Annotated in this window: 21 protein-coding genes and 1 pseudogene; 8 read left to right on the top strand and 14 right to left on the bottom strand. The window is 62.3% G+C overall.

All coding sequences use genetic code 11. From position 1 onward, the window contains the following. Window positions 1–164 precede the first annotated feature (164 nt). Window positions 165–1,196 carry an L-glyceraldehyde 3-phosphate reductase gene (gene mgrA / locus AC1Q61_RS04300; protein ID WP_042921784.1) on the top strand — a complete coding sequence of 344 codons (1,032 nt, stop codon included), beginning with the start codon at window positions 165–167 and terminating at the stop codon, window positions 1,194–1,196. Window positions 1,197–1,209: 13 nt separating this feature from the next. On the opposite strand, the gene ppk2 is transcribed toward mgrA, so the two are convergent. Next, on the bottom strand, window positions 1,210–2,175 hold the full coding sequence (gene ppk2, locus AC1Q61_RS04295; RefSeq protein WP_003940295.1) for a polyphosphate kinase 2: 966 nt from the start codon (window positions 2,173–2,175) through the stop codon (window positions 1,210–1,212). A gap of 210 nt (window positions 2,176–2,385) precedes the next feature. Here ppk2 and AC1Q61_RS04290 point away from each other — a divergent pair. Beyond that, a pseudogene (locus tag AC1Q61_RS04290) lies at window positions 2,386–4,789 on the top strand (lysylphosphatidylglycerol synthase transmembrane domain-containing protein). Window positions 4,790–4,798: 9 nt separating this feature from the next. Here the strand turns inward: AC1Q61_RS04290 and AC1Q61_RS04285 are convergent. Beyond that, window positions 4,799–5,089: a hypothetical protein gene (locus tag AC1Q61_RS04285; RefSeq protein ID WP_081558284.1), complete on the bottom strand. Its 291-nt coding sequence runs from the start codon at window positions 5,087–5,089 to the stop codon at window positions 4,799–4,801. 11 nt (window positions 5,090–5,100) lie between these two features. Continuing rightward, window positions 5,101–5,325, bottom strand: coding sequence for a flavin reductase (locus tag AC1Q61_RS04280; RefSeq protein WP_308251954.1), 225 nt, complete (start codon window positions 5,323–5,325; stop codon window positions 5,101–5,103). A gap of 192 nt (window positions 5,326–5,517) precedes the next feature. On the opposite strand from AC1Q61_RS04280, the gene AC1Q61_RS04275 reads away from it, so the two are divergent. Next, window positions 5,518–6,729 carry a low temperature requirement protein A gene (locus tag AC1Q61_RS04275; RefSeq protein ID WP_030535378.1) on the top strand — a complete coding sequence of 404 codons (1,212 nt, stop codon included), beginning with the start codon at window positions 5,518–5,520 and terminating at the stop codon, window positions 6,727–6,729. A gap of 10 nt (window positions 6,730–6,739) precedes the next feature. Here AC1Q61_RS04275 and AC1Q61_RS04270 read toward each other — a convergent pair whose 3' ends face one another. The 7 genes from AC1Q61_RS04270 to AC1Q61_RS04240 form a co-directional block, all read right to left on the bottom strand. Beyond that, the gene (locus AC1Q61_RS04270; RefSeq protein ID WP_215516045.1) at window positions 6,740–7,978 is read right to left on the bottom strand and encodes a helix-turn-helix domain-containing protein; all 1,239 of its coding nucleotides are present in this window, start codon (window positions 7,976–7,978) and stop codon (window positions 6,740–6,742) included. A gap of 106 nt (window positions 7,979–8,084) precedes the next feature. Continuing rightward, window positions 8,085–9,482 (bottom strand): dihydrolipoyl dehydrogenase, encoded by a 1,398-nt coding sequence (lpdA, locus tag AC1Q61_RS04265; protein ID WP_042921670.1) that lies wholly within the window; start codon window positions 9,480–9,482, stop codon window positions 8,085–8,087. 6 nt (window positions 9,483–9,488) lie between these two features. Next, window positions 9,489–11,006: a dihydrolipoamide acetyltransferase family protein gene (locus AC1Q61_RS04260; protein WP_054188868.1), complete on the bottom strand. Its 1,518-nt coding sequence runs from the start codon at window positions 11,004–11,006 to the stop codon at window positions 9,489–9,491. A 2-nt stretch (window positions 11,007–11,008) separates the two neighbouring features. Next, window positions 11,009–12,058 (bottom strand): alpha-ketoacid dehydrogenase subunit beta, encoded by a 1,050-nt coding sequence (locus AC1Q61_RS04255; RefSeq protein WP_042921671.1) that lies wholly within the window; start codon window positions 12,056–12,058, stop codon window positions 11,009–11,011. A gap of 10 nt (window positions 12,059–12,068) precedes the next feature. Further along, entirely contained in the window at window positions 12,069–12,992 is a 924-nt protein-coding gene (locus tag AC1Q61_RS04250; RefSeq protein WP_051649553.1) for a thiamine pyrophosphate-dependent dehydrogenase E1 component subunit alpha, read from the bottom strand. 236 nt (window positions 12,993–13,228) lie between these two features. Then, the gene (locus AC1Q61_RS04245; RefSeq protein ID WP_003940038.1) at window positions 13,229–13,690 is read right to left on the bottom strand and encodes a hypothetical protein; all 462 of its coding nucleotides are present in this window, start codon (window positions 13,688–13,690) and stop codon (window positions 13,229–13,231) included. A gap of 63 nt (window positions 13,691–13,753) precedes the next feature. Continuing rightward, window positions 13,754–14,320 carry a hypothetical protein gene (locus AC1Q61_RS04240; RefSeq protein WP_042921673.1) on the bottom strand — a complete coding sequence of 189 codons (567 nt, stop codon included), beginning with the start codon at window positions 14,318–14,320 and terminating at the stop codon, window positions 13,754–13,756. Between the two features lie 253 nt (window positions 14,321–14,573). On the opposite strand from AC1Q61_RS04240, the gene AC1Q61_RS04235 reads away from it, so the two are divergent. Genes AC1Q61_RS04235 through AC1Q61_RS04220 form a run of 4 tightly spaced genes read left to right on the top strand, consistent with a single transcriptional unit; the run spans window position 14,574 to window position 17,750 of the window. Beyond that, a complete protein-coding gene (locus tag AC1Q61_RS04235) occupies window positions 14,574–15,230 on the top strand; it encodes a hypothetical protein (protein WP_003939689.1) in 657 nt (218 codons plus the stop codon). After that, window positions 15,223–15,786 carry a hypothetical protein gene (locus AC1Q61_RS04230; protein WP_003940255.1) on the top strand — a complete coding sequence of 188 codons (564 nt, stop codon included), beginning with the start codon at window positions 15,223–15,225 and terminating at the stop codon, window positions 15,784–15,786. The genes AC1Q61_RS04235 and AC1Q61_RS04230 overlap by 8 nt, the downstream gene beginning before the upstream one ends. Before the next feature lie 12 nt (window positions 15,787–15,798). Next, on the top strand, window positions 15,799–16,476 hold the full coding sequence (locus tag AC1Q61_RS04225) for a response regulator (RefSeq protein ID WP_003939990.1): 678 nt from the start codon (window positions 15,799–15,801) through the stop codon (window positions 16,474–16,476). After that, window positions 16,473–17,750, top strand: a complete 1,278-nt coding sequence (locus AC1Q61_RS04220; RefSeq protein ID WP_058226118.1) for a sensor histidine kinase — start codon at window positions 16,473–16,475, stop codon at window positions 17,748–17,750. Before AC1Q61_RS04225 ends, AC1Q61_RS04220 begins: the two co-directional genes overlap by 4 nt. A 64-nt stretch (window positions 17,751–17,814) precedes the next feature. Here the strand turns inward: AC1Q61_RS04220 and AC1Q61_RS04215 are convergent, their stop codons facing one another. From AC1Q61_RS04215 to AC1Q61_RS04205, 3 genes are all read right to left on the bottom strand, one after another. Then, complete coding sequence (locus tag AC1Q61_RS04215; protein WP_042451209.1) at window positions 17,815–19,530, bottom strand: glycerol-3-phosphate dehydrogenase/oxidase; 1,716 nt, start codon at window positions 19,528–19,530, stop codon at window positions 17,815–17,817. 48 nt (window positions 19,531–19,578) lie between these two features. After that, the gene (gene glpK, locus AC1Q61_RS04210; RefSeq protein WP_003939742.1) at window positions 19,579–21,087 is read right to left on the bottom strand and encodes a glycerol kinase GlpK; all 1,509 of its coding nucleotides are present in this window, start codon (window positions 21,085–21,087) and stop codon (window positions 19,579–19,581) included. Between the two features lie 64 nt (window positions 21,088–21,151). Further along, window positions 21,152–21,979 carry an MIP/aquaporin family protein gene (locus AC1Q61_RS04205; protein WP_209920751.1) on the bottom strand — a complete coding sequence of 276 codons (828 nt, stop codon included), beginning with the start codon at window positions 21,977–21,979 and terminating at the stop codon, window positions 21,152–21,154. 239 nt (window positions 21,980–22,218) lie between these two features. On the opposite strand from AC1Q61_RS04205, the gene AC1Q61_RS04200 reads away from it, so the two are divergent. Beyond that, complete coding sequence (locus AC1Q61_RS04200) at window positions 22,219–23,202, top strand: sugar-binding transcriptional regulator (RefSeq protein ID WP_007733475.1); 984 nt, start codon at window positions 22,219–22,221, stop codon at window positions 23,200–23,202. Here the strand turns inward: AC1Q61_RS04200 and AC1Q61_RS04195 are convergent. Continuing rightward, complete coding sequence (locus AC1Q61_RS04195; RefSeq protein WP_042921678.1) at window positions 23,137–23,940, bottom strand: TetR/AcrR family transcriptional regulator; 804 nt, start codon at window positions 23,938–23,940, stop codon at window positions 23,137–23,139. The two genes, AC1Q61_RS04200 and AC1Q61_RS04195, sit on opposite strands and share 66 nt — an antisense overlap. Between the last annotated feature and the right edge of the window lie 87 nt (window positions 23,941–24,027).

Here is a 24,027-nt window from a genome sequence, read left to right as displayed (position 1 = left end):
GTGACTCGAACCTGAACATCGGTCCAAAAGATCGATCGAATTGCTTTAAACCGCAAGCATTTTGACTGACACACCTCCAGCGGCCGGCACACCTGAGCGCCGTCGGCGATAATGGTCGGGAGTGAACGCTCAACCGCAGACACAACGATGTGAAGGCAGGCACCATGTCCGATCAGTACGTCGCCGCGCAGGACCGCTACGAAGCCATGCCGTACCGCCGAACCGGTCGGAGCGGTCTCAAACTCCCGGCCATCTCGCTGGGCCTCTGGCACAACTTCGGCGACGACGTACCGATCGAGAACCAGCGCGCAGTACTGCGGCGGGCATTCGATCTCGGAATCACCCACTTCGATCTTGCGAACAACTACGGACCCCCGTACGGAAGCGCCGAGACGAACTTCGGCAGGATCCTGCGTGAGGATTTCTCTTCGTACCGCGAGGAATTGGTCATCTCGTCCAAAGCCGGCTGGGACATGTGGCCCGGCCCCTACGGATTCGGTGGTTCCCGCAAGTATTTGCTGTCGTCCCTCGATCAGTCGCTCGGACGACTCGGCGTCGACTATGTCGACGTCTTCTACAGCCATCGCCCTGACGCCGAAACTCCGATCGACGAGACCGCAGGCGCCCTGATCAGCGCTGTCCAGCAGGGCAAGGCCCTGTACGCGGGTATCAGTTCGTACTCGCCGGAGCGCACCCGTGAAATCGCCGCACTGCTCGCCGCTGCGGGGGTTCCGCTCTTGATCCACCAGCCGAGCTATTCGATGCTGAACCGCTGGATAGAGCAGGACCTGCTGTCGGCTGTCGACGATCTCGGCGTCGGCGTCATCGCGTTCTCACCACTCGCTCAAGGCATGCTCACCGATCGCTATCTGAACGGCGTCCCCGAGGATTCCCGTGCAGCTCAAGGTAAGTCACTGGATCCGTCGTGGTTGACCGACGACGCTCTCACCCACATCCGCGCGCTCAACGACATCGCGGCAGACCGCGGCCAGTCGCTGGCTCAGCTGGCACTGAGCTGGGCACTCCGCGATTCGCGGGTCACCTCGGTACTGATCGGTGCGTCCAGTGTCGCCCAACTCGAAGCCAACGTCGGCGCGCTCGACAATCTCGAATTCAGCGCAGCCGAACTGGCATCCATAGATCAGCACGCCAAGGACAGCGGCATCAATCTGTGGGCAGAGGCCAGTTCGATCTGAGCGATCACCTGCGCTAGAGCTGAGGCAACTCCACGTTCACGTGCTCGCCCTCTTCGAATACGGCCGACGCCGGCCCGACGATCAAGGGATCCGGAGTACCGACAGCCCGGTGATCCTTGTTGGGATAGTCGAAGCTGGCGAGCACGTGACGCATCGCCTCGAGGCGAGCGCGCTTCTTGTCGTTGCTCTTGATCACCGTCCAGGGCGCATCCCCGGTATCGGTGTAGAAGAACATGGCTTCCTTGGCCTGGGTGTAGTCGTCCCACTTGTCGAGCGAAGCCAGATCGGTCGGTGAGAGCTTCCACTGACGCACCGGGTCCGTTCGGCGGGCCGCGAACCGCGCCAACTGCTCTTCGCGGCTGACCGAGAACCACAGCTTGTGCAGATGAATCCCGGAGTTGACGAGCATCCGCTCGAAGTCCGGGGTCTCTCTCATGAACTCGAGATACTGCGTCGGCGTGCAGTAACCCATCACTCGTTCGACGCCGGCGCGGTTGTACCAGGACCGGTCCATCATCACTATCTCGCCGCCGCTGGGTAGGTGTGCGACATAGCGTTGGAAATACCACTGCGTCCGCTCGATGTCGGTGGGCTTCTCGAGCGCGACCACGCGGGCTCCACGGGGATTGAGATGCTCGGTGAATCTCTTGATCGACCCGCCCTTACCGGCAGCATCGCGACCTTCGAAGATGATGAGCACCTTCTGACCGGTTTCCTTGACCCACAGCTGCAGCTTGAGCAACTCGATCTGCAGACGCCGCTTCTTCCGCTCGTACTCGCGGCGCGACATCTTCTTCTCGTACGGATAGCCCTGCTTCCAGGCATCCGCGAACTCCGAAGGCTCCAGCACGCCGAGCTTGTGCTTGAGACTCGACAGCTCGTCGATCTCGGCCGCGTAATCCTCGGTGACGGAAATTCTGGTCGACGGGGTCGGCAGGTCAGGAACCCGACCGTCCACACCGCTGGCGTCGGGGCTCATGAATACGCACTCCCTGTCGTCGAAATGAACGAACGTCCGGAAAGTGAATTTTACGCGCCGAAGCCCGCTCCCGCGGGTCCGAAGAGAATGTTGCTTGGCATCGAGGAGGTAACGACAGGTCCGGCTTCCCAGTCGCCGAACCCTCACGCGGTACCTTGATCGAGGTAACTGAGACGGTCGGTAACCCCGAGAGAAGAGAGTTCTGGCGAGATGCGAGTAGACGGACGGGAGATCCCGGTAACGGGAAGCCTCCTGCCACCACTGCACCGCCGTACGAGCGACATCATGCGGGTTGCGATCGCTGCTGTGCTGCTCGGCGGCGTGATCGCGGGATCTCTGATCACTCGAAGTCAGTGGGACGCCCTCGAAACGTCGGTGTCCAACATCGTCGGTGTTCTCTCGCCGAGCCTGTCCGACACTGTGTACCTGCTCTACGGCATCGCAATTCTGGCGCTACCGTTCGCCATCCTGATCGGCCTGATCGTCGGGCGCCGGTGGAAGTTGCTGGCCGGATACGCCGCCGCCGGCCTGTGCGCCGGTGTCGCGCTGTCCTTCACCGGAACAGGCCTGGCGGCACCGAAATGGCACCTCGACGTGCCGGACCGACTCGACGCCACCTTCCTGTCTCAATTCCTCGACGATCCGCGATGGATCGCGATGCTCGCGGCGGTGCTCACCGTCTCGGGCCCGTGGCTTCCGAAGAAGTGGCGACGAGCCTGGTGGACGCTGCTTCTGCTCTTCGCTCCCATCCATCTGATCGTCAGCTCGATCGTTCCCGCACGATCGATGCTGGGTCTCGCCGTCGGTTACCTGATCGGCGCGGTGATCGTTCTCGCCGTCGGCACCCCTGCCCTCGAAGTGCCATTGGACTCGGCAGTACGCGTACTCGCGCGGCGCGGTTACCGCGTCACCGCGTTCCGCGTCGTGAGTCCCTCGGGAATCGGGCCTCTTGTCATGTCCGCAGCCATCGACCAAGCACCGGACGACGAACCTTTCGACGAACTCGTCGTCGAATTGTACGGACAGAACCAGCGAAGCAGCGGAGCAATTCGACAGACGTTCCGTTGGATCTCGTTCCGGAACCGTGAAACTCCGCCGCCCTACGGATCACTTCGTCGCGCCGTCGAACACCGAGCGCTCATGGGTATCGCGTTCGCCGACATCGGTCTGGCCAGTTCCAAGGCCGTCGCAATCTCGGTACTCGATCGCGGGTGGGAGATGTACGCGCGCCCGAGTCCTCGTGGCATCCCCCTTGCCGTCGCCGTCGAGAACCAGGCGGGCGAGGAAGAATCCACCAAACTGATCGACGCGCTGTGGCAAACACTGCATACCGCTCACGTGCACCAGATGGCGCACGGCGACCTGCGCGCTTCCGAGATTCGTGTCGAAGGCGGAACCATCCTCTTCGGCGGGTACGCGTACTCCGAATTCGGCGCCACCGAAGTTCAGATGCAGTCCGACAACGCACAACTTCTCTTCGCCACCGCATCATTGTTCGGGGTCGATGCAGCGGTGGACGCCGCGATTCGAGCGCAAGGCGCAGACACGATTCTCGCCGCCTCCGGCCGATTGACCACCGCTGCATTGCCCAACCGAATTCGGCGGACGGTCACGGATTCCGCGAAACTGATGACCGAGATCCGAGACGAGGTCGGTGCCAAGAACGGGATCGAAAAGGTCGCTCCCGCACAGGTCACCCGATTCAGTCGCAACCAGCTGATCCAGCTCGTTCTGCTCATCGGTCTGGTCTACGTCGCCTACCCCTTCATCAGCCAGGTCCCCGCGTTCATCACCGAACTGAAGACGGCCAACTGGTGGTGGGCACTGCTCGGCCTCGGCGTCTCCGCACTGACGTACGTCGGCGCGGCTGCGGCCCTGTGGGCCTGTGCGTCGTCGATGGTCAGTTACCGCAACCTCTTGATCATGCAGGTGGCCAACACCTTTGCGGCGACGACAACTCCGGCCGGAGTCGGCGGGCTAGCGCTGAGCGTGCGGTTCCTGCAGAAGGGCGGGCTCGGTACCGTCCGTGCAACGGCCGCAGTCGCGCTGCAACAGACGGTCCAGGTGGTCACCCACGTCGGCTTGCTGATCTTCTTCTCGATCGTCGCCGGACGTGATACGAACCTCTCGCACTTCATCCCGGGATCCACTGTTCTGTATCTGGCAGGCGGCGTCGCGCTCGGAGTTCTCGGTGCATTCATGTTCATCCCGAAACTCCGTGGGTGGCTGCGCGACGACCTGCGTCCTCAGATCACCGAGGTGTTGGGTGAACTGAGCCAACTCGCGCGAAATCCCACGCGCTTCCTCATCATCGTGGGCGGCAGCGCCGCAACAACTCTGGGTGCCGCCCTGGCTCTGTGGGCGAGCGTCGAAGCATTCGGCGGCGGCACGACGTTCATCACCGTCACCATCGTGACGATGATCGGTGGGACGCTCGCCTCGGCGGCTCCGACACCGGGTGGCGGCCGCCCTCATCGGTGGTCTGTCCGCATTCGGACTGCCGGCAAGCATCGCGGTCCCGTCGGTCCTGCTCTACCGAGTGCTGACCTGCTGGCTCCCGGTGTTCTGCGGTTGGCCGACGCTGCGATGGCTGCAGAAGAACGACATGGTCTGAGCCGTTCCGCTACTTCTGGCGAACGACGTGAGCCTGCAGTGCTTCGCCGTCCTCGTCCACCCAGCCTTTGCTCTGGGCGTATTCGACCATCGCGGCAACACCTTCGACGTCCGTGGTGCTCTCGCGAACGCGGGCTACCGAGATGAATGCACTACCACCGCTGACGTATCCGTAATCCTGAAGGCGCAAGAGTTCGTCCAGTTCGGCTTCGGAGATGTCGGCACTCACCTCGACGTGAAAGGCCTTCAGGTTGTCCACATCGTGGATGCTGACGCGGCCGTCGTCCACCAGTACATACATGGCTCTCCTTCCTAGAGCACTGACGTCGGTGCGTGCGTACCGAATACACGCCGGTGGTAGGTCAGTGGATTCGACTCGCGGTGCTCGACCTCGTTCACCGATCCTGTCACGATCTTGTGATCACCACCGTCCACAGTGCACACGATCCAGATGGGAGCGTCCGGCAGTCTCGGTGAGCACACGTGCGCCATGGCTTCTCGAAAACACAACGCCCGGTTGCCCTGTGGGACATTCACGATGTCAGCCCTTGTCTGCCAACTCTTGTGCGTACTTCTTTGTCATGTGGTCGACGGCGTCGACTTGCGCCTTCGCATGCCCCTCCCTGACGGCGCGCGCGTGAGCGCGGACAGCATAAACACTACTTCGAAAAAACGGACAACTTCGCCGCCTACCAGCACTGTTGATGCCGATAACCGATACTGAGCTGTATGTCGGAACTCGGAAATGAACCAGACTCGAAGCAGAAGGCGGTGCTCGAGCGACACGCGTCGTGGATCGAATTGTTCTTCGACCTCGTCGTGGTTGCCGGTATCGGTCAGTTGGCTCACCTGCTCCACGGTTCGCCGTCGTGGTCGGATGTCGCGCTCTACGCGTTGCTCTATCTCGCGTTCTGGACCGCGTGGGCGACGTTCACGATGTACGGCAACGTTGCCGGTGACCGTGTCCGGATCCCGAGCATGCTGATCGCCATGTTCGGACTGGCCGTCATGATGGCGGCCGTGGCCGGCATCCACGACAACCATGCGCTGGCCTTCGCTGTCGCCTACGTGGCCGTACGTCTGCTGGCGAGTCGGGTGTGGCACAACGGCCAGATAGTCGTGGACTGGCCGATCGCCCAGATGTCTCTCGGTGTGATCCCGTGGATCGTCTCGTTCTGGTTCGAGGGCGAAACTCGGTTCTGGCTCTGGACCGCCGGTGTGACCATCGACCTGCTGATCATGTTCGTCGTCTCCGGCAGCGCGATCATGGAAGACGCGCAGGAAAAGCTCGACCGCATCATCAAGGTTCGGGGGTTCAAGGACGACCGGATGCCCGAACTCGAAGCCCTGCACTCCGATCGGGCTCACCTTGCCGAGCGCTTGGGCCTGTACGTCATCATCGTGCTGGGCGAGGGTGTGATCCTCGTGATTTCTGCGGCCTCGAAGCTCACCTGGGACTCGACGGTGGTCAGCCTCGCAGTCGGATCGTTTGTCCTGCTCTCGGGCATGTGGGCACTCTCGCTTCTCTACGGCCACGCCGGTGTTCCGCACCTGCAGCCCGAGAAGTTTCCCGCTCGCATCGACATGGCGCTGCACTGTTTCACCACCGGCGCTATCGCGGTTCTGGTCGCGGGGCTCGGAGCGGCAACCGAACACGGCGCGGAGCACACGCCCGCGAACCTGCGGTGGTTGTTGTGCGGAAGCATCGCAGTCTATTTCGGAATCAGCCTGGTGGCAGGGCTGTTCGCGCGATCGGACCGACGGTGGCTGCTCGGCTGGGCGCTCCCGTGCACCGCCGTCCCCATCGTCATGGGCATCGTCGGCACGCACATGAGCGCCACGTGGATCATCTGGGTGCTGGTGGCCACCGTGACCTGGCAGAACGGCTACGAGTACGCGCAGGTGCGGCGTTCGCGCCGCTCTGCTGTGCGCCTTTATTAACCCCCCGCGGTTAATAAAGGCGCACAGCAGGGGAGGTTTTTACCCTCACCGCCGGGTCGAAGCGATAGGGCTGAGCCAACAGGATTCCGGCCAATCGCTTACGCAACCTCGACATCTCGGCCCGGACGGTCACCGTCTTGCGTGGATCGCCGAACAACTGTGAGGCGAGCTGCGAGGCCGTGAGGCCCTCGGGCGCCTGTGTCAGAGCCACGAGGATCTGCGAATGGCGCGGGCTGAGGTCGATACTCCAGCTCCCCATTGCCGAGGAGTACCGCAATTCCATCGCATTCGGATCTTGCACATCCAATTCGACTTCTGCACAAACCGTTCCGGACGCCGGATCCATCTGAGGGCGGACGAGCCAACCACCCGGAAGCGGCTCGCACATACATAGTCCGAGCGACGGGAGCCAATGCTCGCCGCTGCTCATCACTTTCGGCAGTGCGATTCTGTAGATCGGCGCCATCGAGTCCACCGCCGCGACCCAGCCACTGCGGTCCACGACCACTGTCGGCTGACTCGCACGAGCCAGCGTCGATGCCGAGATCATCCGGAGCTGATCCAATCCGATTCGATGCTTCTCCCGCAGTGCGGATTCCGCCAGCCTGGCCACACTGTCCACCAGAGCGAGAGTCGACGGGTGGACCGTGTCTGCTGCGCCGGCGACGTTCACGACGGCGATGGCCCGGCGACTACGCGGATCTCGAACCGTCGCCCCGGAGCAGGTCCACGGATGCTGCGAGCGCGAGTAGTGCTCGGCCGAGAACACCTGCACTGCCGAACCTGATGCCAAGGAAGTGCCGATCCCGTTGGTACCAACAGCTTCCTCGGTCCACGACGCACCCTCGATCATCCCGAGCCGTTCGGCCCGATCCAACATTCGACTGGACCCGTGTCGCCAGAGGATACGTCCGTAGCGGTCCGCCACCACGATCAGATTCGCGTCGTCCGGGCCGACGAGTGGTGCCAGACCGTGCACCGCCTCGTCGAAGATCTCCGCCATGCCGGCTGCGCGTCTGCCTTCGTCGATCTCGGATTCGCGGCCCGTCTCGGTGATCGAGCACCGGTCCGGATCGAGTCCGAGCGCACGCAAACGCGACCACGAATTCGCGATGACGGAGCGCGGACGCGCAGGCGGCTTGCGTCCCGACATCGTTGCTTCGTACACGGATTCGAGAACACGTGCGTACTGCGCCGGGTCTTCACCACTGGCCAGGGCCGGTTCGAGTCGATTCGTTTCGCCGATCACACTCCAGTCCTATGTGACGGGGTCATCGAAAGCGAGCGTTGCACCCGGTTGCAGAGTTGTTCGCGTGCGTGAACGAAAGGACGGCGTTCACGCACGCGAACGGTGCTCACGCGTTGAGGGGTCTCCCCAGCGCCGAGAGCACAGACTCGTGCATTGCCTCCGAGAGCGTCGGATGAGCAAACACGACCTCGGCGAGATCCTCGCCGGTGGCTTCGAGGGATCGAGCGATACCGAAACCCTGAATCTGCTCGGTCACATCCGGACCGACCATGTGCGCGCCGAGAAGTTCCCCGGTATCGGCGTCGAAGATCGTCTTGACGAAGCCTTCGGCCTCGCCGATCGCCAGTGCCTTGCCGTTCGCCTGCAGGTCGAAGTGTCCGACCCGCAGCGCGCGACCAGTACCGGCGCACTGCTTCTCCGTCAGACCCAGGCTCGCCACCTGTGGGCGGGCATACGTGCATCCCGGAACGTAGTCGCGATCGAGCGGATGAACGTCGGGCACGCCTGCCAACTTTTCGACGCACAGGACAGCTTCGTGACTTGCCTTGTGCGCCAGACATGGAGCGCCCGCGACGTCACCGATCGCATAGATCCCGAAAGCGCTGGTACGGCACCACTGGTCGGTGACGATCGCACCGCGCTCGATCTCGACGCCCAGAGCCTCCAACCCCAGATCCTCGACGTTGCCGGTGATTCCGGCCGCCACCAACACCCGGTCCACGGTCAACGACTCGACACCGTCGCTCGTCTGCACATTCACCTGGACGGCGTCGTCGCCGACGGTCACCGCCGACACCGAGGCTCCGGTGTGAATCGTGATGCCACGCTTCTCGAACTGCTTGCGAACGAAGGCCGAGATCTCTTCGTCCTCGACCGGCATGATGTGTGGTGCCATCTCGACGATGGTCACCTCGGTTCCGAGATCGCGGTACAGGCTGGCGAATTCGACTCCGATCGCGCCGGACCCGATCACGAGCAGCGACTTCGGCAGTTCCTTCGGGACGAGCGCGTCGAAGTAGGTCCACACCCGATCACCGTCGGGGGCAACGCCGGGAATCGAACGCGGCCGGGCACCGGTTGCAATGATCACGTGGTCGGCTCGATACGTCTGTCCTCCCACGGATACGACGCCTTTGTCCACCAACTTCGCGGCGCCTGAGATGACGTCGACGCCGTTCTTCTTCATCAGATAGGCAACACCGCCGGACAACCTCTCCGAAACCCCTCGGCTGAACGACACCAACTTCGAGATGTCGAACTGGACAGACGCCGAACTGAATCCGTATGTGTCGAATTCACTCAAGGTATGCGCGACGTCCGCGCCGTGCAGCATCGCCTTGGTGGGGATACAACCCCAGTTGAGGCAGATACCTCCGAGGCGATCACGTTCTACCAGCGCGACGTTCAACCCCAACTGGGCAGCCCGGATCGCCGCCACGTAACCACCGGGGCCGCCACCGATGACAAGAACGTCGTACTTATGCGACGTATTGTTTTCCACCACAGCCCCTTACACCAACATCAGCGCGGGAGAAGCGACAAAGCGCTGGAGCTCCCGAAGGAAGGTCGCACCCAGGGCTCCGTCGATAACCCGGTGATCGCACGAGAGGGTCACGGTCATCACGGTCCGGGCAGAAACACTGTCACCGACCACCACCGCGCGCTTCTCCCCCGCACCTACGGCAAGGATCGCTCCCTGGGGCGGATTGATGATCGCGTCGAATGCCTTGATCCCGAACATGCCGAGGTTGGACACCGTGAAGGTTCCGCCCTGGAATTCTTCGGGACGAAGTTTGCCGGTCTTCGCCTTGGTGGCCAACGAGAGCACCTCACCCGAGATGTCCGCCAACGACTTGGTATTCGCGCTACGCACGATGGGCGTGATCAGCCCGGTCGGAAGTGCAACTGCCACCGAGACATCCGCCGACGCGAATCGAAGAACCGATTCGTTCGCGGCATCGAACTGGACGTTCACGTCCGGCACCTTCATCAGTGCAGCGGCGCAAGCCTTCACGATGAAGTCGTTGACCGACAGCTTGACCGCCGGGACGGTCGAATTGATCTCCTTGCGCAGAGCGAGGAGCGCATCGAGCTCGAGGTCTGCGGTGAGCCGGAAATGGGGTGCCTGCTGCTTGGACGCCTGCAACCTACCGGCGATTGCCGATCGCATGGGGGTGAAAGGAATTGTGTCGTACTCGGGTTCGGCCGCAACAGATTCGGTCTCAGCCGCCGCCTCGGGCAGGAGCTGCGCGGAACGAGCGGCGTCGTGCACGTCGGCGACGCAGACGCGCCCCCGCGAACCCGTCGGACGACAGTCATGCAGGTTGACGCCCAGTGATCGGGCAGTTCTGCGTGCGACCGGGGTGGCAGGCACGGCACTGTCGTCGGCGGTTGATCGCAGCGGGAGGCCGGATCTCGCGGCCGGCACTACCGGCGCAACAGTGCCACCGGCGTCACGAATCGCGTCGTCGATGTCGCGGACACTGATCCGCCCGAGGGGACCGGTACCCACTACGGCGGCGAGATCGATTCCGAGCGATTCGGCACGTCGGAGTGCGCGAGGACTCGCAAACACGTCGCTCTGCGTCGTGCCCTGCAGAACACTCGGTACGACGGTGGAACCGGTTGGTGCAGGTTTCGCTGCAACAACCACCTTCGCAGCCGGTGTAGCCGCAGGTGTCACGGGAGCCGCCGGCGCAGCAGCTGGTGACGGTGCCGGCTCTTCCGCCGGCGCGGTTGCGCCGCGGGCGGCGAGGAACTGCTCGATCTCCGCATCCGTCGCGGACGCATCGGCGGATACACCGATCACGGCGCCGACGGGCAGAGTCTGCCCAGGCGTGCCGACGATCTTGCGGAGAACACCGTCGAACGGCGCCTCGAGCTCGTTGGTGATCTTGCTGGTCTCGATCTCACAGATCAACTGGCCCTTGGTGAACGAGTCACCTTCCCCGATGAGCCAGGCGTTGACCAACCCCTCCTCCATGGAGAGCCCCCATTTGGGGATGTCGATAGCTTTGATGTCAGCCATGATCAGGCTCTCACCAGCTTGCGAACCGACTCTTCGATGCGCGCCGCGTCAGGCAGCCAGGCAGTTTCGAGGGTCGGGGAGAACGGAACCGGCGTGTGCGGCGGCGTGATCAGTTCGATCGGCGCTTTCAGGTAGTTGAATCCCTTGGTGGCGATCAGCGCGGCTACGTCGTGCCCGAAACCGCAGCGGGCGGCGGATTCGTCGACGATCACGACGCGTCCGGTCGATGCGACGGATTCGAGGATGCCGTCCTCGTCCAAGGGAGAGACAGTACGAGGATCGACAACCTCGACCGAAATACCCTCGGCTGCCAGCTTGTCTGCTACGTCGTTGGCGCGGTTCACCATTGCGGACAACGCGATGATCGTGACGTCGTCGCCCTGCCTGGTGTAGTTGGCGACGCCGAACGGAATCGCGTAGGGCTCGTCCGGCACTTCGTCCTTGAGGTCGTAGAGCACCTTGTGCTCACAGAAGACGACGGGATCGTCGTCCTGGATAGCCTGGATGAGAAGGCCTTTGGCGTCGTAGGCATTGGACGGCGCGACTACCTTCAGACCAGGCACCGCCGCGAACACGTTGTACGGAGACTGAGAGTGCTGTGCAGCGGCGGAGAACCCTGCGCCGATCATGCCTCGCACCACCAGCGGGGTTCTGGCCTTGCCACCGAACATGTAGCGGAACTTGGCAGCCTGGTTGTAGAGCGCGTCGTAGGAGACTCCGAAGAAGTCCATGAACATCAGCTCGGCGACCGGCCTCAGTCCGGTCAGTGCGGCTCCGGCAGCCATTCCGATGATCGCGGATTCGGTGATCGGGGTATCGATTACACGCTCCGATCCGAACTCCGTCCACAATCCCTTGGTGACACCCAGGACACCGCCAAATGCCTCGATCTTCTTCGTCTCCAGATCGGGATTGGTACCGGCATGCCCACCCCGTACGTCCTCACCGATGAGAACGACGCTCGGGTCGCGTTGCATTTCTTGGGCGATGGCCTCTTTGACGGCCTCGCGGTAGGTCTTCTTCGACACGTTCTCGGCTTCCACGCTTGTCATCTCGGGCTCCTCAGTACGACACGTAGACATCGGTCAGCAGATTCTCGACGGGTGGATACGCCGCGGCACGCGCCTTCGCTACCGCCTCGTCCACCAGCACTCGCGACTGCTCGTCCACCGCGTCCAGATCAGCGGTGCTGACCTTCTTCACATCCACGCTGCTACGGAAATTCTTGAGCGGATCCTTGGTTTCCCGTAGTTGCGCAACCTGTTCCGCCGTGCGGTACAGCTGCGCGTCACCCTCGAAGTGGCCGTGCCAACGGAATGCCGCCGCCTCGATCGTGGTGGGGCCACCGCCGGTCCTGGCGCGCTCCGATGCTTCCGCCATCGCGTCGTAGACCGCGAAGAAGTCGGTGCCGTCCACCTTGACGGCAGGCATTCCGAAGGATGCAGCGCGGGCGGCGATGTCGGGTGCGCCCACCGCGTAGTCGGTTCCTGTTGCTTCACCGAATCCGTTGTTCTCGATCACGAAGACGATCGGAAGATCCAGCACCACAGCCATGTTCATCGCCTCGAAGACGGTTCCCTGGTTGGATCCACCGTCTCCCGTGAACGACGCTGCGATGACACCGTTTCGAAGCGTCTTGCCACTCAGTGCAGCGCCGATCGCCAACGACGGGGCTCCGCCGACAATCGCGTTGGCGCCGAGCATTCCCACGGACAGGTCGGCGATGTGCATCGAGCCGCCCTTACCGCGACACAGGCCGTCGTCCTTGCCGAAGATCTCGGCCATCATGCCGTTCAGATCGCAGCCCTTGGCGATGCAGTGCCCGTGACCGCGGTGAGTGGATCCGATGTAGTCGGCGTCGCTCAGGTTCTCGCACACTCCCACCGCGATGGCTTCCTGGCCCGAGTAGAGGTGAATGAAGCCGGGGATGTCACCGGTTGCATTCTCTTCGTGCAGTCGATCCTCGAACGCACGGATGCGCGACATCTTCTCGTACGCCTTCAGCAATGCATCCCGGTCCAGCCCTGAATGAGGCTTGGCGCCGGTCCTTTTCGATCCTGGGGTTGTCGGCTTCTGCGCCGTCCGTTGAACCACAGTCACACTCCTCGTTCTCGATCACTCGTCGCCATGCAGTGTCGTGTAGGTCACGGGCGAAGGGAAAGAGTTGCGTGAGGTTGCCGGGAGTTGCGAAGGGTTGCAGCTGTTGACTTTCGAGCGTTGATTCAGGCGCCGCTCAGGCTGCCGCGTCTGATCTTGGCCAGCGCGCGGTGTTGGGCGAGTTCGACGGCGCTCGTTGTCGTTCTCAGTGACAGCGCCGTCTCGCGCACGTCGAAGCCGACAACGATGCGAGCTACCAAGACGTTGCGTTCTGCGGCCGACAGATCACCGAAGGGCAGAGTGAGTCGACTGGAGGCGGGTAGCGAATCGATTTCGCGACTGATCGCGTCGTACAGATGCGCGAGGAACGCTTCTCCGGCACGTCTACGTCGCCGAATGTCGGACAGGACGGATCGGCAGATACCGACGGCAATACGATCAGCGTCGAGCGGTCGCAGTTCGGCACGGCAGCGCCGCGTCACCAGAGGCACGATGCGTTGAAGGAGTTCTGCAATCGCGTCCCGATCCCCTCGGGACGCATCGTCGGCAACACTGTCGATCGAACGTCCACCTGCCCTGCTTGTCATTCCGATCTCCCCCTGGTTCGGCTCTTGGTCGAATTCCCGACTAATGCTCAGGTTTTGAAGTCGCTAGGGGCGTATCGGCTCGGGGCAGATCCCGGTTTGTTCCCCGATGATGTTGATCTCGGCGTTGGAACGAGGGTCAGCGCCGTAGTTGATCTGGTCGGTGCACTTCTCGGAGGGCTCGACGGCATCGGGCGGGAGCGGCGCCGGGCATGAACCCATCTGCTCTCCGATGCTGTTGATCTCCGCATTCGAACGAGGGTCACCCACATAATTGATCTGATCGGTGCACTTGGTCGACTCGGTAGCCGGACCAGGGGCCGCAGGGGCAACCGCGCTGGTCGAGACCGGGGTCCAGGCCGGCGCTGCTCCGCCCGCCGGGACTCCGGGGGTGGATGCGTCCGTACCGCCGCCCACCGAGTTCGAGCCTTCGACTGTCTCCGAAGTGGTCGCTGCGGTCAGCGGCGGTGGGGTCGTAGACGCCGCAACCACCGATGTAGTCGTCGGTTCGTCTCCTGGAGCGCTGTTGTCATCACTCGAACACCCTGTCATCGCGCACATCACCCCGATCGTCAGTACGGCGAGCAGCACTCGCAGACGCCGAGTCTTGTTGGTCAGCAATAGTTCAGGCATTTGCTCTCACACTCCTCGATACGCGGATCAGCTCGTTCCGCCCAAGCGGTGAACACCGACGTGACTCACTCTAGGAGCCTGATTCCATCGGTTTCGTAACAGAATTCCGTCGGTCGCGTACCAACTCTCGACGGTCCAGAAATTCATACGATTACGTAACGGTGGGTGGCAAAACTCCGATATCGAGATCACCTGTGATCGTATGAAAACGCACATGCCGATGAGAGGGTTCGCAGCGGCCGGGGAGGGGAAAGTGTTGTATCGGAGTGACATCTGCGGCGGTCGATCAGACCGTACTCGCAGCCTGTTCGGTACAGCGCTCGCGGCAGCAACCCTCGGAGCGTCCGTGATCACCGGCTGCGCGTCCACCCAGGGCGTTGTGATCGAAGGCGATGTCGCTTCCACCGGGTTGCCCGTCACACAACCTGCAGACCTGGCCAGACGGGTTGCCGAAAACTCGAGGTTGGGCCGGGCGCTCCTCGACGATCCTGGGGTGTCCGAGGGAGTGAAGACAGAACTTCGGTCGTGCCCTGACTGGTATCCGATCTCGGTCGGGTCCATCCTTCTCGATCCAGGCGCACCGCGTATCGTGCCGGAGACCGAACTCGTCGTCATGAATGTGTATCCGTGCCAACCGGCCCACCAACCCGGGACCGGAGTGTCGATTTCGGTCAACCTTGCCGGCTACGTCTACCGCAGCGGCAAGGCCGGTTCGAGTGAAGACGATCCCGAACTGGGTGAGCGCCTGTTCTCCGTCGAAGAGCGCGGAAAGTTCATCGTCAGCGGTCAACGCGCCGCGAGTTTGTCTGTCCTGGAAACGGATCCGCGGCCACCGGAGTTCGAATGTTGCCCCCGTCCACCGCTTCGGACCGAGTTCCACTGGGATGGAATGGAGTTCATCCGTGATTGATCGCCGTCGCCGCGCGATGCTCGCCGGTGTTTGCCTGCCGGTCGCGTTTGCTCTCGTCTCCTGTTCCACCGAGCCTGAATCAGAACCCACTCCGAATATCGCAGCATCACTCGACCCCTCGGATCTCTCACAGGGCTTGAGCATCGATCCTGTTGCCCTCCTCAGAGCAGACCCGGAAGTGTCCGATGCGGTCAAGGACAGTCTCCGACTGTGCGGTGATGCGAACTTCCCCTTCGAAATCCGGTACTCCCCCGTGACAGGCGCCGTTTGGCAAGATGCCGTCGTCAATGTCTTCACCTGCGAGTCTGTCGGCATCTGGGGACGACCGGCCCCACCGGTCAGCTTCATGGTCGCCGGATTCGTCTACCAGATCGACGAATCGGGCGCTCACAAAGTCTTCGGAGTGCAAGACCCAGGACGCTACGTCGTCGGCTCAACCGGAGGATTGTCGGTCATGGTCGACCTGTGCAAAGACCCCGGCATTCCGGAGTTCTGTCAATCGTCGACTGCATACAAGTGGACCGGTGAAGGGTTTGAGAGTGTTCCGTTCCCATGAAAGCGAAGGCCGATGACCGATCCGTTGATTTTGCTGGTCGAAGACGACGCTGTCATCCGCGAAGCAACGCAATTGAATCTCGAACGCAACGGGTTTCGGGTGATCACCGCATCGGGTGGGTTGACCGGAATGGATATGGCGGTCGACGCCAAGCCGGATATCGCCGTCCTCGACGTGATGCTTCCCGACCTGAACGGAATCAGCCTGTGCCGACGCATTCGTGAGGAACTGTCGGTGCCGGTCATCATGCTGTCCGCGCGCGACGACCCGGTCGACATCGTTCTCGGATTGGAAGCCGGTGCCGACGACTACGTCACCAAGCCCTTCGACAGCGGTGTCCTGGTGGCCCGTATCCGCAGTGTGCTCCGGCGGGTCGAATCCCATTCCGGTACGGAGAAAGACATCGTGACTCTCGGCGATCTGGAGATCGATCGCGAGTTGGTGACCGTCACGCGTTCGGGCGCCGAAGTGGCTCTCACGCCCACCGAAATGAAGCTGCTCCTGGTCATGGTGAGTGTGCCGCGCAAAGTCTGGTCTCGCTCCGAACTGCTCTCGGACGTCTGGGATTACGACTGGGGCGGCGATACGCGCATCGTCGACGTTCACGTTCAGCGATTGCGCACGAAGATCGGCTCCGAACAGATCCGGACCGTCCGGGGGTTCGGCTACACGATGGACAACCATCGGTGAGATCGCGGGATCTCGCCGCCAAGCTCCCGTCCACCGGGAGGCGGTTGTCGTTTCAGTGGAAGATCGCGGCGGCCATCACGTTCGTGATCGCCGTCGCCTCGATCACGCTCAGTACCGTGATGCATCAAACCTTTTCACACAACCAAGAGGATGCAGCGCGGGCGGCAGCTGATCGCAATCTCCAACTGGTGCTGCAGGACGAAACGGGCAGCATGCGTGCGCTGTTCCGCGCCACCACAGATGGTCTCGACGTTCCGGAAGAGTTGCGTCAGGCCGTGGCGGGCGGCAAACGTGCCACCTACCTTGTCGACAGCGGGGACCAGCCATTTGTCTGGGCTGCTGCCGACGTCAACACTCAGGTGGTGGCGATTCGCGTCCCGTACACCGCGCAGCGGGAATCGATCGCCAGCGTCGATCGGACACTTCGCAACGCCACCATCGCAGTGATCGCAGCGGGTGCCGTCCTGGGTGTGCTGCTTGGACTCGCGATGTCGTATCGATTGCGCTCGGCCGCCCGTGCGGCTCGCAAAGTGTCTACCGGAGCGGACATCCGCGTCCGCTCGGTCACCTGGTCGCTTTTCGACGACGAGATCACCGAGCTGGCGGATGCGGTCGACGCGATGTCCGATGCCCTACGGGGACAACTGGACGCCGAAAAGCGCGTGACAGCCAACATCGCGCACGATCTCAGGACGCCCATCTCCGGACTGGTCGGCGCCGCAGAGCTCCTGCCACCCGGTAGGCCAACCGAATTGGTGCGCGACGGCGTCCATAAACTCAGGAGGCTCGCCGAGGACGTCATCGAAGTGGCACGCCTCGACACCACCTCCGAGCAGGCAGACATCCAATCGGTGGAACTGGCGCCGGTGGTGCGTCACGCGATTTCCACCACCGGGGTCGAGTGTGAAGTGAGTGTTCACGGCACCCCCGTGTCGTACACCGACGCGCGCAGACTGGAGCGGATCATCGCCAACCTGATCTTGAATGCTCGCAATCACGGAAAGTCGCCGATCAATGTCCACGTCGACCACTCCCGCATCACGGTCCGAGATCGGGGCGTCGGGTTCACTGAAGAGTGGCTTCGCCAGGGGCCGAAGAGATTTCAGACCAACTCCGTCGAACGCGGCCCGAACTCAGGCCTGGGCCTCGGCTTGACGATCGTAGTGGGACAAGCGGCGGTCATCGGCGCTCGTATCGACTTCGCGAACCATCCGAACGAGGGCGCGGTTGTGACGATCGACCTCCCTGAATGTTCGGCAGACGAGTTCGATTGACACCGAGGCAGTTCGGTCGATCGGCCGGGACACAGCGTCCCGGCCGATCATTGGTGTCCCGGACTCAAACCTGTCCGACAGTGACTCCGGTGCGAACGTCCGGTGCACCGAGGCGCGCCGCATCAGCTGTGAGGTCATCGGGCTGCTCCTGAGATTCCCGCTCGGCTGCGACGCGCAACCGGTAGTGCTCGATCTCCTCGGCGATGTGCTCGGGAGTCCAACCGAGCACCGGCGCAACCAGTTCCGCCACTTCGGCAGCTGCCGCATCGCCGCGATCGGTAACCTCGATGGAGATGCGGGTACGACGGGTGAGGATGTCGTCGAGATGCTGCGCACCCTCATGGCTCGCAGCGTAGTGGATCTCCGCCTTGAGGTACTCGGGGGCGGAGTCCAACGGCTGCCCCAGTTCCGGTCGCGCCTCGACGAGTTCGAACAACTCGTCAGCCAGAGTGCCGTACCGACCCAGTAGGTGCTCGATGGTCGAAACGTGCAGTCCCGTGCGCTCAGCGGTGAGATGCCGATTGTTGTGCGCGGCAAAGTAGCCGTCGGCACCCACAAGTTGGATACGCTCGGTGCAGGACTTCGGCACCTTCTGTTCCAATCCGTGCACCGCGGAATCGACAGCGTCCTTGGCCATCACGCGGTAAGTGGTGTACTTGCCACCGGCGACCACCGTCAAACCTCGGACCGGACTCGACACCGCATGCTCACGCGAGAGAGTGCTGGTCGAATCCGATTCGCCGAACAGCAACGGACGCAACCCCGCGTACACACCGACGACGTCCTCGTGCGTCAACTCGTCCTGAAGGAGCTTGTTGACATGTCCGAGGATGTAGTCGATATCGCTTCGGCTCGCTGCCGGATGGGCGAGGTCGAGGTTCCAGTCGGTGTCCGTCGTACCGATGATCCAGTGGCTTCCCCACGGGATCACGAACAGCAGACTCTTCTCGGTCCGCGTGATGATTCCGGTCGCAGAGTTGATGCGGTTTCGCGGGACGACCAAATGCACACCTTTCGAAGCGCGAACCTGGAATTGTCCTCGACCACCTACCATTTCCTGAATCTCGTCAGTCCACACACCGGCGGCGTTGATGACCTGACGAGCACGGATCTCGAACGCGCGACCCGTTTCCAGATCCACGGCCTTCACCCCGACTACGCGGTCCTCCTCACGGAGAAAGCCGATTACGCGGGTGCTGTTGACGCACAGCGCACCGTACTCGGCCGCCGTGCGCGCCAGCATCATCGTGTGGCGGGCGTCATCTACCTGACCCTCGTAGAACTTGACCGAACCCCGGATAGCAGAGCGCTTTCCGGACGGGAACGATTCGAGAGTCTTCTTCTTGCCCACATGCTTGTGGTGTGAGGGAACCCCGCGGCCTGCGCCCATCACGTCGTAGACGCCGATGCCCAGACCGACGTACGGCCGGTCGATCAACTTCTCGAGTGGGTAGATGAACGGCACCGGCTTCGCGAGATGCGGGCACAGCGAATTCAGAACCAGCGACCGCTCACGCAGTGCCTCGAACACGAGCGCAAAATTGAACTGCTCGAGGTAACGCAGTCCGCCGTGGAACAGCTTGCTCGACCTGCTCGAGGTTCCGGACGCGAAGTCGCGAGCCTCCACCAAGCCCACCTTCAGACCGCGAGTTGCGGCGTCGAGCGCGCTACCCGCTCCGACCACGCCACCGCCGATAACGAGGACGTCGAGTTCGGTTTCTTCCAACTTCTTCAGCGACTCCGCCCGCGAGGACGGACTCAATGCTTGTGCTGTGCTCATGAAAACTGTTCCTTCACTTGAAAATAGGTAGAAATGGGGGCGCCGCGATCAGTCTGCGTCGACCCAGTCGAGTGTCCGAGTGACGGCTTTCTGCCAGCCTGCATACAGGCGCTCACGCTCGGCCGAATCCATCGACGGCGTCCAGCTCTTGTCCTTCGCCCAGTTGCTGCGAATGTCGTCCTCGCTCTCCCAGTACCCGACCGCGAGACCAGCGGCGTACGCAGCGCCCAATGCCGTGGTCTCCGCAACGACAGGGCGGATCACCTCGACGTCGAGCAGATCGGCCTGGAATTGCATGAGGAGTTCGTTCGCGACCATTCCGCCGTCGACCTTGAGAACCTTCAAGTCGACACCCGAGTCGAGGTTCATCGCCTCGATCACCTCACGACTCTGGTACGCAGTCGCTTCGAGCACCGCCCGGGCAAGGTGCCCCTTGTTCACGAACCTTGTCAGACCGACGATCGCACCGCGTGCATCCGCGCGCCAATGCGGTGCAAACAGGCCCGAGAACGCGGGCACGAAGTACGCGCCACCGTTGTCGTCCACAGAGCGCGCGTTCACCTCGATGTCGGCCGCGTTGTCGATCATGCCGAGGTTGTCCCGAAGCCACTGGACCAGCGAACCGGTCACGGCGATCGATCCTTCCAGTGCGTAAACCGTTGGCTGCTCACCGATCTTGTAACAGACCGTCGTCAACAAGCCGTTCTTGCTCATCACCTTTTCGGTGCCGGTGTTGAGGAGCACGAAGTTGCCGGTTCCGTAGGTGTTCTTCGCTTCTCCGGGCGAGAGGCAGGCCTGACCGAAAGTCGCTGCTTGCTGATCGCCGAGGATTCCGGCGATCGGCACGCCGGACAACGTTCCGCGTTCGCGCACGAATCCGAAAGTTTCGGACGAGCTGCGAATCTCGGGGAGCATCGATTCGGGGATGCCCATGTCGGCGCAGATCGCCGAATCCCAAGCGAGAGTGTCGAGATCCATCAACAGAGTGCGCGACGCGTTGGTGGGGTCGGTAGCGTGCACTCCGCCGTCGACGCCGCCGGTCATGTTCCACAGCACCCAGGTGTCCATCGTGCCGAAGCACAACTCGCCTGCTTCGGCCTTCTCACGCGCGCCCTCGACGTTGTCGAGAATCCACTTGACCTTGGGGCCCGAAAAGTACGTGGCCAACGGCAATCCGGTGACTTCGGTGTACTTCCTGGGGCCGTCTTCGCCGGCGAGTGCAGTACAGATTCGATCGGTGCGTGTGTCCTGCCAGACGATGGCGTTGTAAACGGGCTTTCCGGTTGCTCGTTCCCAGACCACTGCCGTCTCACGCTGATTGGTGATGCCGACGGATGCGATGTCGGCCGCGGTCAGATCTGCGTTGGCCAAGGCGCCCGCGGTGACGTTGCGGACGTTGTCCCAAATTTCGATCGGATCGTGTTCGACCCAGCCTGCCTGCGGAAAGATCTGTGTGTGCTCGTGCTGTTCGACAGCGACTACGTGCCCACTGTGATCGAAGATCATGCATCGCGTGGAGGTGGTTCCCTGGTCTATCGCGGCTACGAACTGCGCCATCGTGCTACCCCTTTGGTGTCGAAGAAAGTGCGAAAGATTTACTGTCAGAGATGATGATTCGCCATCAGGCCGGTATCGTGGCCGGCTCCTCGGCTGCCTTCTCCACCGACTCGTCAGGCAGGAATCGACCAATCAGCTTGTCGTAGAGGAACACCCCGATCGGAGCGCCGATCAGCGGCCCCACGATGGGCACCCAGAAATACAGGCTCCCGTACTGATCTCGCCAGGCGCTGCCGTAACCGGTGAGATACGACGCCAGCCGCGGACCGAAGTCACGGGCCGGATTGATGGCGTAACCCGCGTTGGTCGCCCATGCGAATCCGATTGCCACCACGATCAAACCGACGACGAAGGGCGCAAGATTCGCGAGCGGCGGAGTTCCCCGAGTATCGGTCACCGCAACGATGAGGAACAACAGGATCGCCGTGCCGATGATCTGATCTACCAGCGCTGATCCCAGACTGACCGGGAGCGTTCCGTTTCCGGGCATCGTCGAGAAGATCGTCTGAGTCGCCGTTGTGTGTCCGGGATCGATGGCATTGAGCATGTCGTTGTAATTCCACCGGACGATCAGGGCCGCGACAAAGGCTCCAGCGGTCTGCGCCAGCGTGTAGGGCAGGACCTTGCGCCAGGAGAATCCCCGGAAGATCGCAAAGGCGAAGGTCACTGCGGGGTTCAGATGAGCACCCGTCACCCGGCCTGCGACATAGATGCCGAACATGACGCCGAGTCCCCAGGCCCACGCGATACTGTCGTGTCCGCCGAGACCCCCACCGCTCCCGCCGGACACAACCTGCGCCACAACTCCGACGCCGAACAAGATCAAGATCATCGTTCCGGCGAACTCGGCTGCCAACTCGCCTGGAAGCCCTAATCGCTTGGCTTTCTCCATCCCCACCCTCACTTCGTTGTGATGCATGTCATAGTTTGGATTGCTGCACCCGTAGCGTAAGGCCGTTTGCACATTCACGCATAGCTCATGCACATATGTGCAAATGCCCCATTTGCGCACCGTAACGCGGGTAACAGACACACTTCTGGGACTTTGCGTGATCGAGCGCCTCGGCCTGGGCCTACTCGGATAAGATTCGGTTCAATGCTCTTGCACGTACGTGCAGACAGGACGAACCCATGGAAACTCCCACTTCGGACTCCGCTACCTCCGATCCGGCGGACCCGCGCATCGCCGACGCAGTTCAGGCCGCACGCCTCTACTACTTCCAGGACCAGACCATGGCTGCCATCGGCCGCGACATGGGGGTGTCCCGATCCACCGTCTCCCGATTGATCACCTACGCGCGCACCTCGGGTCTCGTCGAGATCAAGATCAGCACCCCGCACGGCCAGGCTCCTCGCATCGAACGCGAGTTCTCGGAACGGTACGGAGTGCGCGCCCACGTGGTGACCGTGCCGGAACTGGTGGGAGATCTCGAGCGACTCGAAAAGGTCGCAACCTTTGCCGGACGCCTGCTGGCGTCGTTCTTCGACAGCGACATGGTGATGGGGATCGCCTGGGGAACCACACTCAGTGAAGTCAGCAAGCACCTTGCCCCCAAACGCACGTACAACTCGTACGTCGTGCAACTCAACGGCGCCGCGAATACTCGCACCACCGGGATCTCTTACGCCAGCGACATCATCAGAACCATCGCCGACGCCTACGGTGCTCTGCCACAAGGATTTCCGGTGCCTGCCTTCTTCGACTACCCGGAAACTCGGGAGCAACTGTGGCGCGAACGAAGCATCAAACGCGTCTTGGACATGCAGAAGCGAATGGACCTGGCAGTCTTCAGCATCGGCGTACCGGGCGGCAACGTACCGAGTCACGTCTACACCGCCGGATACCTCGAACCCGATGAAGCAGAAGCACTTCGACGCGACGGAGTGGTCGGCGACATCGCAACCGTCTTCTTCCGGTCGGACGGGAGCTACCGCGGAATCGAACTCAACGAGCGCGCGAGCGGCCCGCGACTGGACCTTTTCGAGAAGGTCGCCAGGCGCGTGTGCATCGTCGCCGGAACAGCAAAACTGCCGGCCCTGGAGGGAGCACTACGGGGCGGGCTGATCACCGATCTGATCATCGACGACGTCAGCGCCACCGCGCTGGTGTCCTGACCGCTGCACCAGCTTCTCGATTCCGTCGAGAAGTAAGCCAAGCGAGAAACTGAAATCGAAGGCATCGTCGCCGGCGGCCTCACCCTCCGGGCTGCCGTCCTCGAAGCCGCCTTCCTCGATTGCGGCACTCAGGTAGGGGAATCTCTCCCGATTGATGACACGAGCAATGAGAGCGCCGTATGCGACGTCGTCGTCTGCCGACTGCGCTGAACGAGACGCCAGGTCAGCCGAGAATCGAGCGCGGCCGATGACGAACAACGACACGTTGGTCACCACCTGGAACTTCGACGCGGCGCTCAGGGCGACCCCGTCGAGGGCGCTCAGACCCGCGTCGAGCCACGCCATGTTGTTGGGCCCGGTCGGTGGAGCCGTGATGGGCAGCTTGAGCCACCACGGTCGACTCAGCATCGTGGCGTACTCCTGATTCGCCCACGCCTCGAGCTTGACGCGCCAGGTCACGCCGTCGGGAATTACCGGCGGCGGCCCGATCACCCGATCCGAAATCAGTTCGATCAGTTCGTCTTTGCTTGCCACGTAGCGGTAGAGCGACATGGTCGTGAACCCGAGCGCTTTGGCCACGCGGCCCATCGACAGAGCGGTGACGCCTTCTGCGTCGGCCAATTCGATCGCGGTGTCGAGAATTTGCTCGAGACTGAGCCCCTTCTTCGGACCCCGCGTTCCCGGCTGGTCCAGTCCCCAGGCCAGTTCAACTGCTCTCGGTAGCGCTCCGCGATCCATAAGCTCCCACTCTTCACTCTTGCCATCATCCTAGAACTGTGTACGCTATAAACATGAGTTTATGACATACACAGTTCTTACTTGGAG

It is taken from the genome of Rhodococcus sp. MPR-R1B (genome assembly GCF_058793255.1).
The sequence above is the reverse complement of the archived record's forward strand: the minus strand, read 5'-3'. Positions and strand labels throughout refer to the sequence as shown.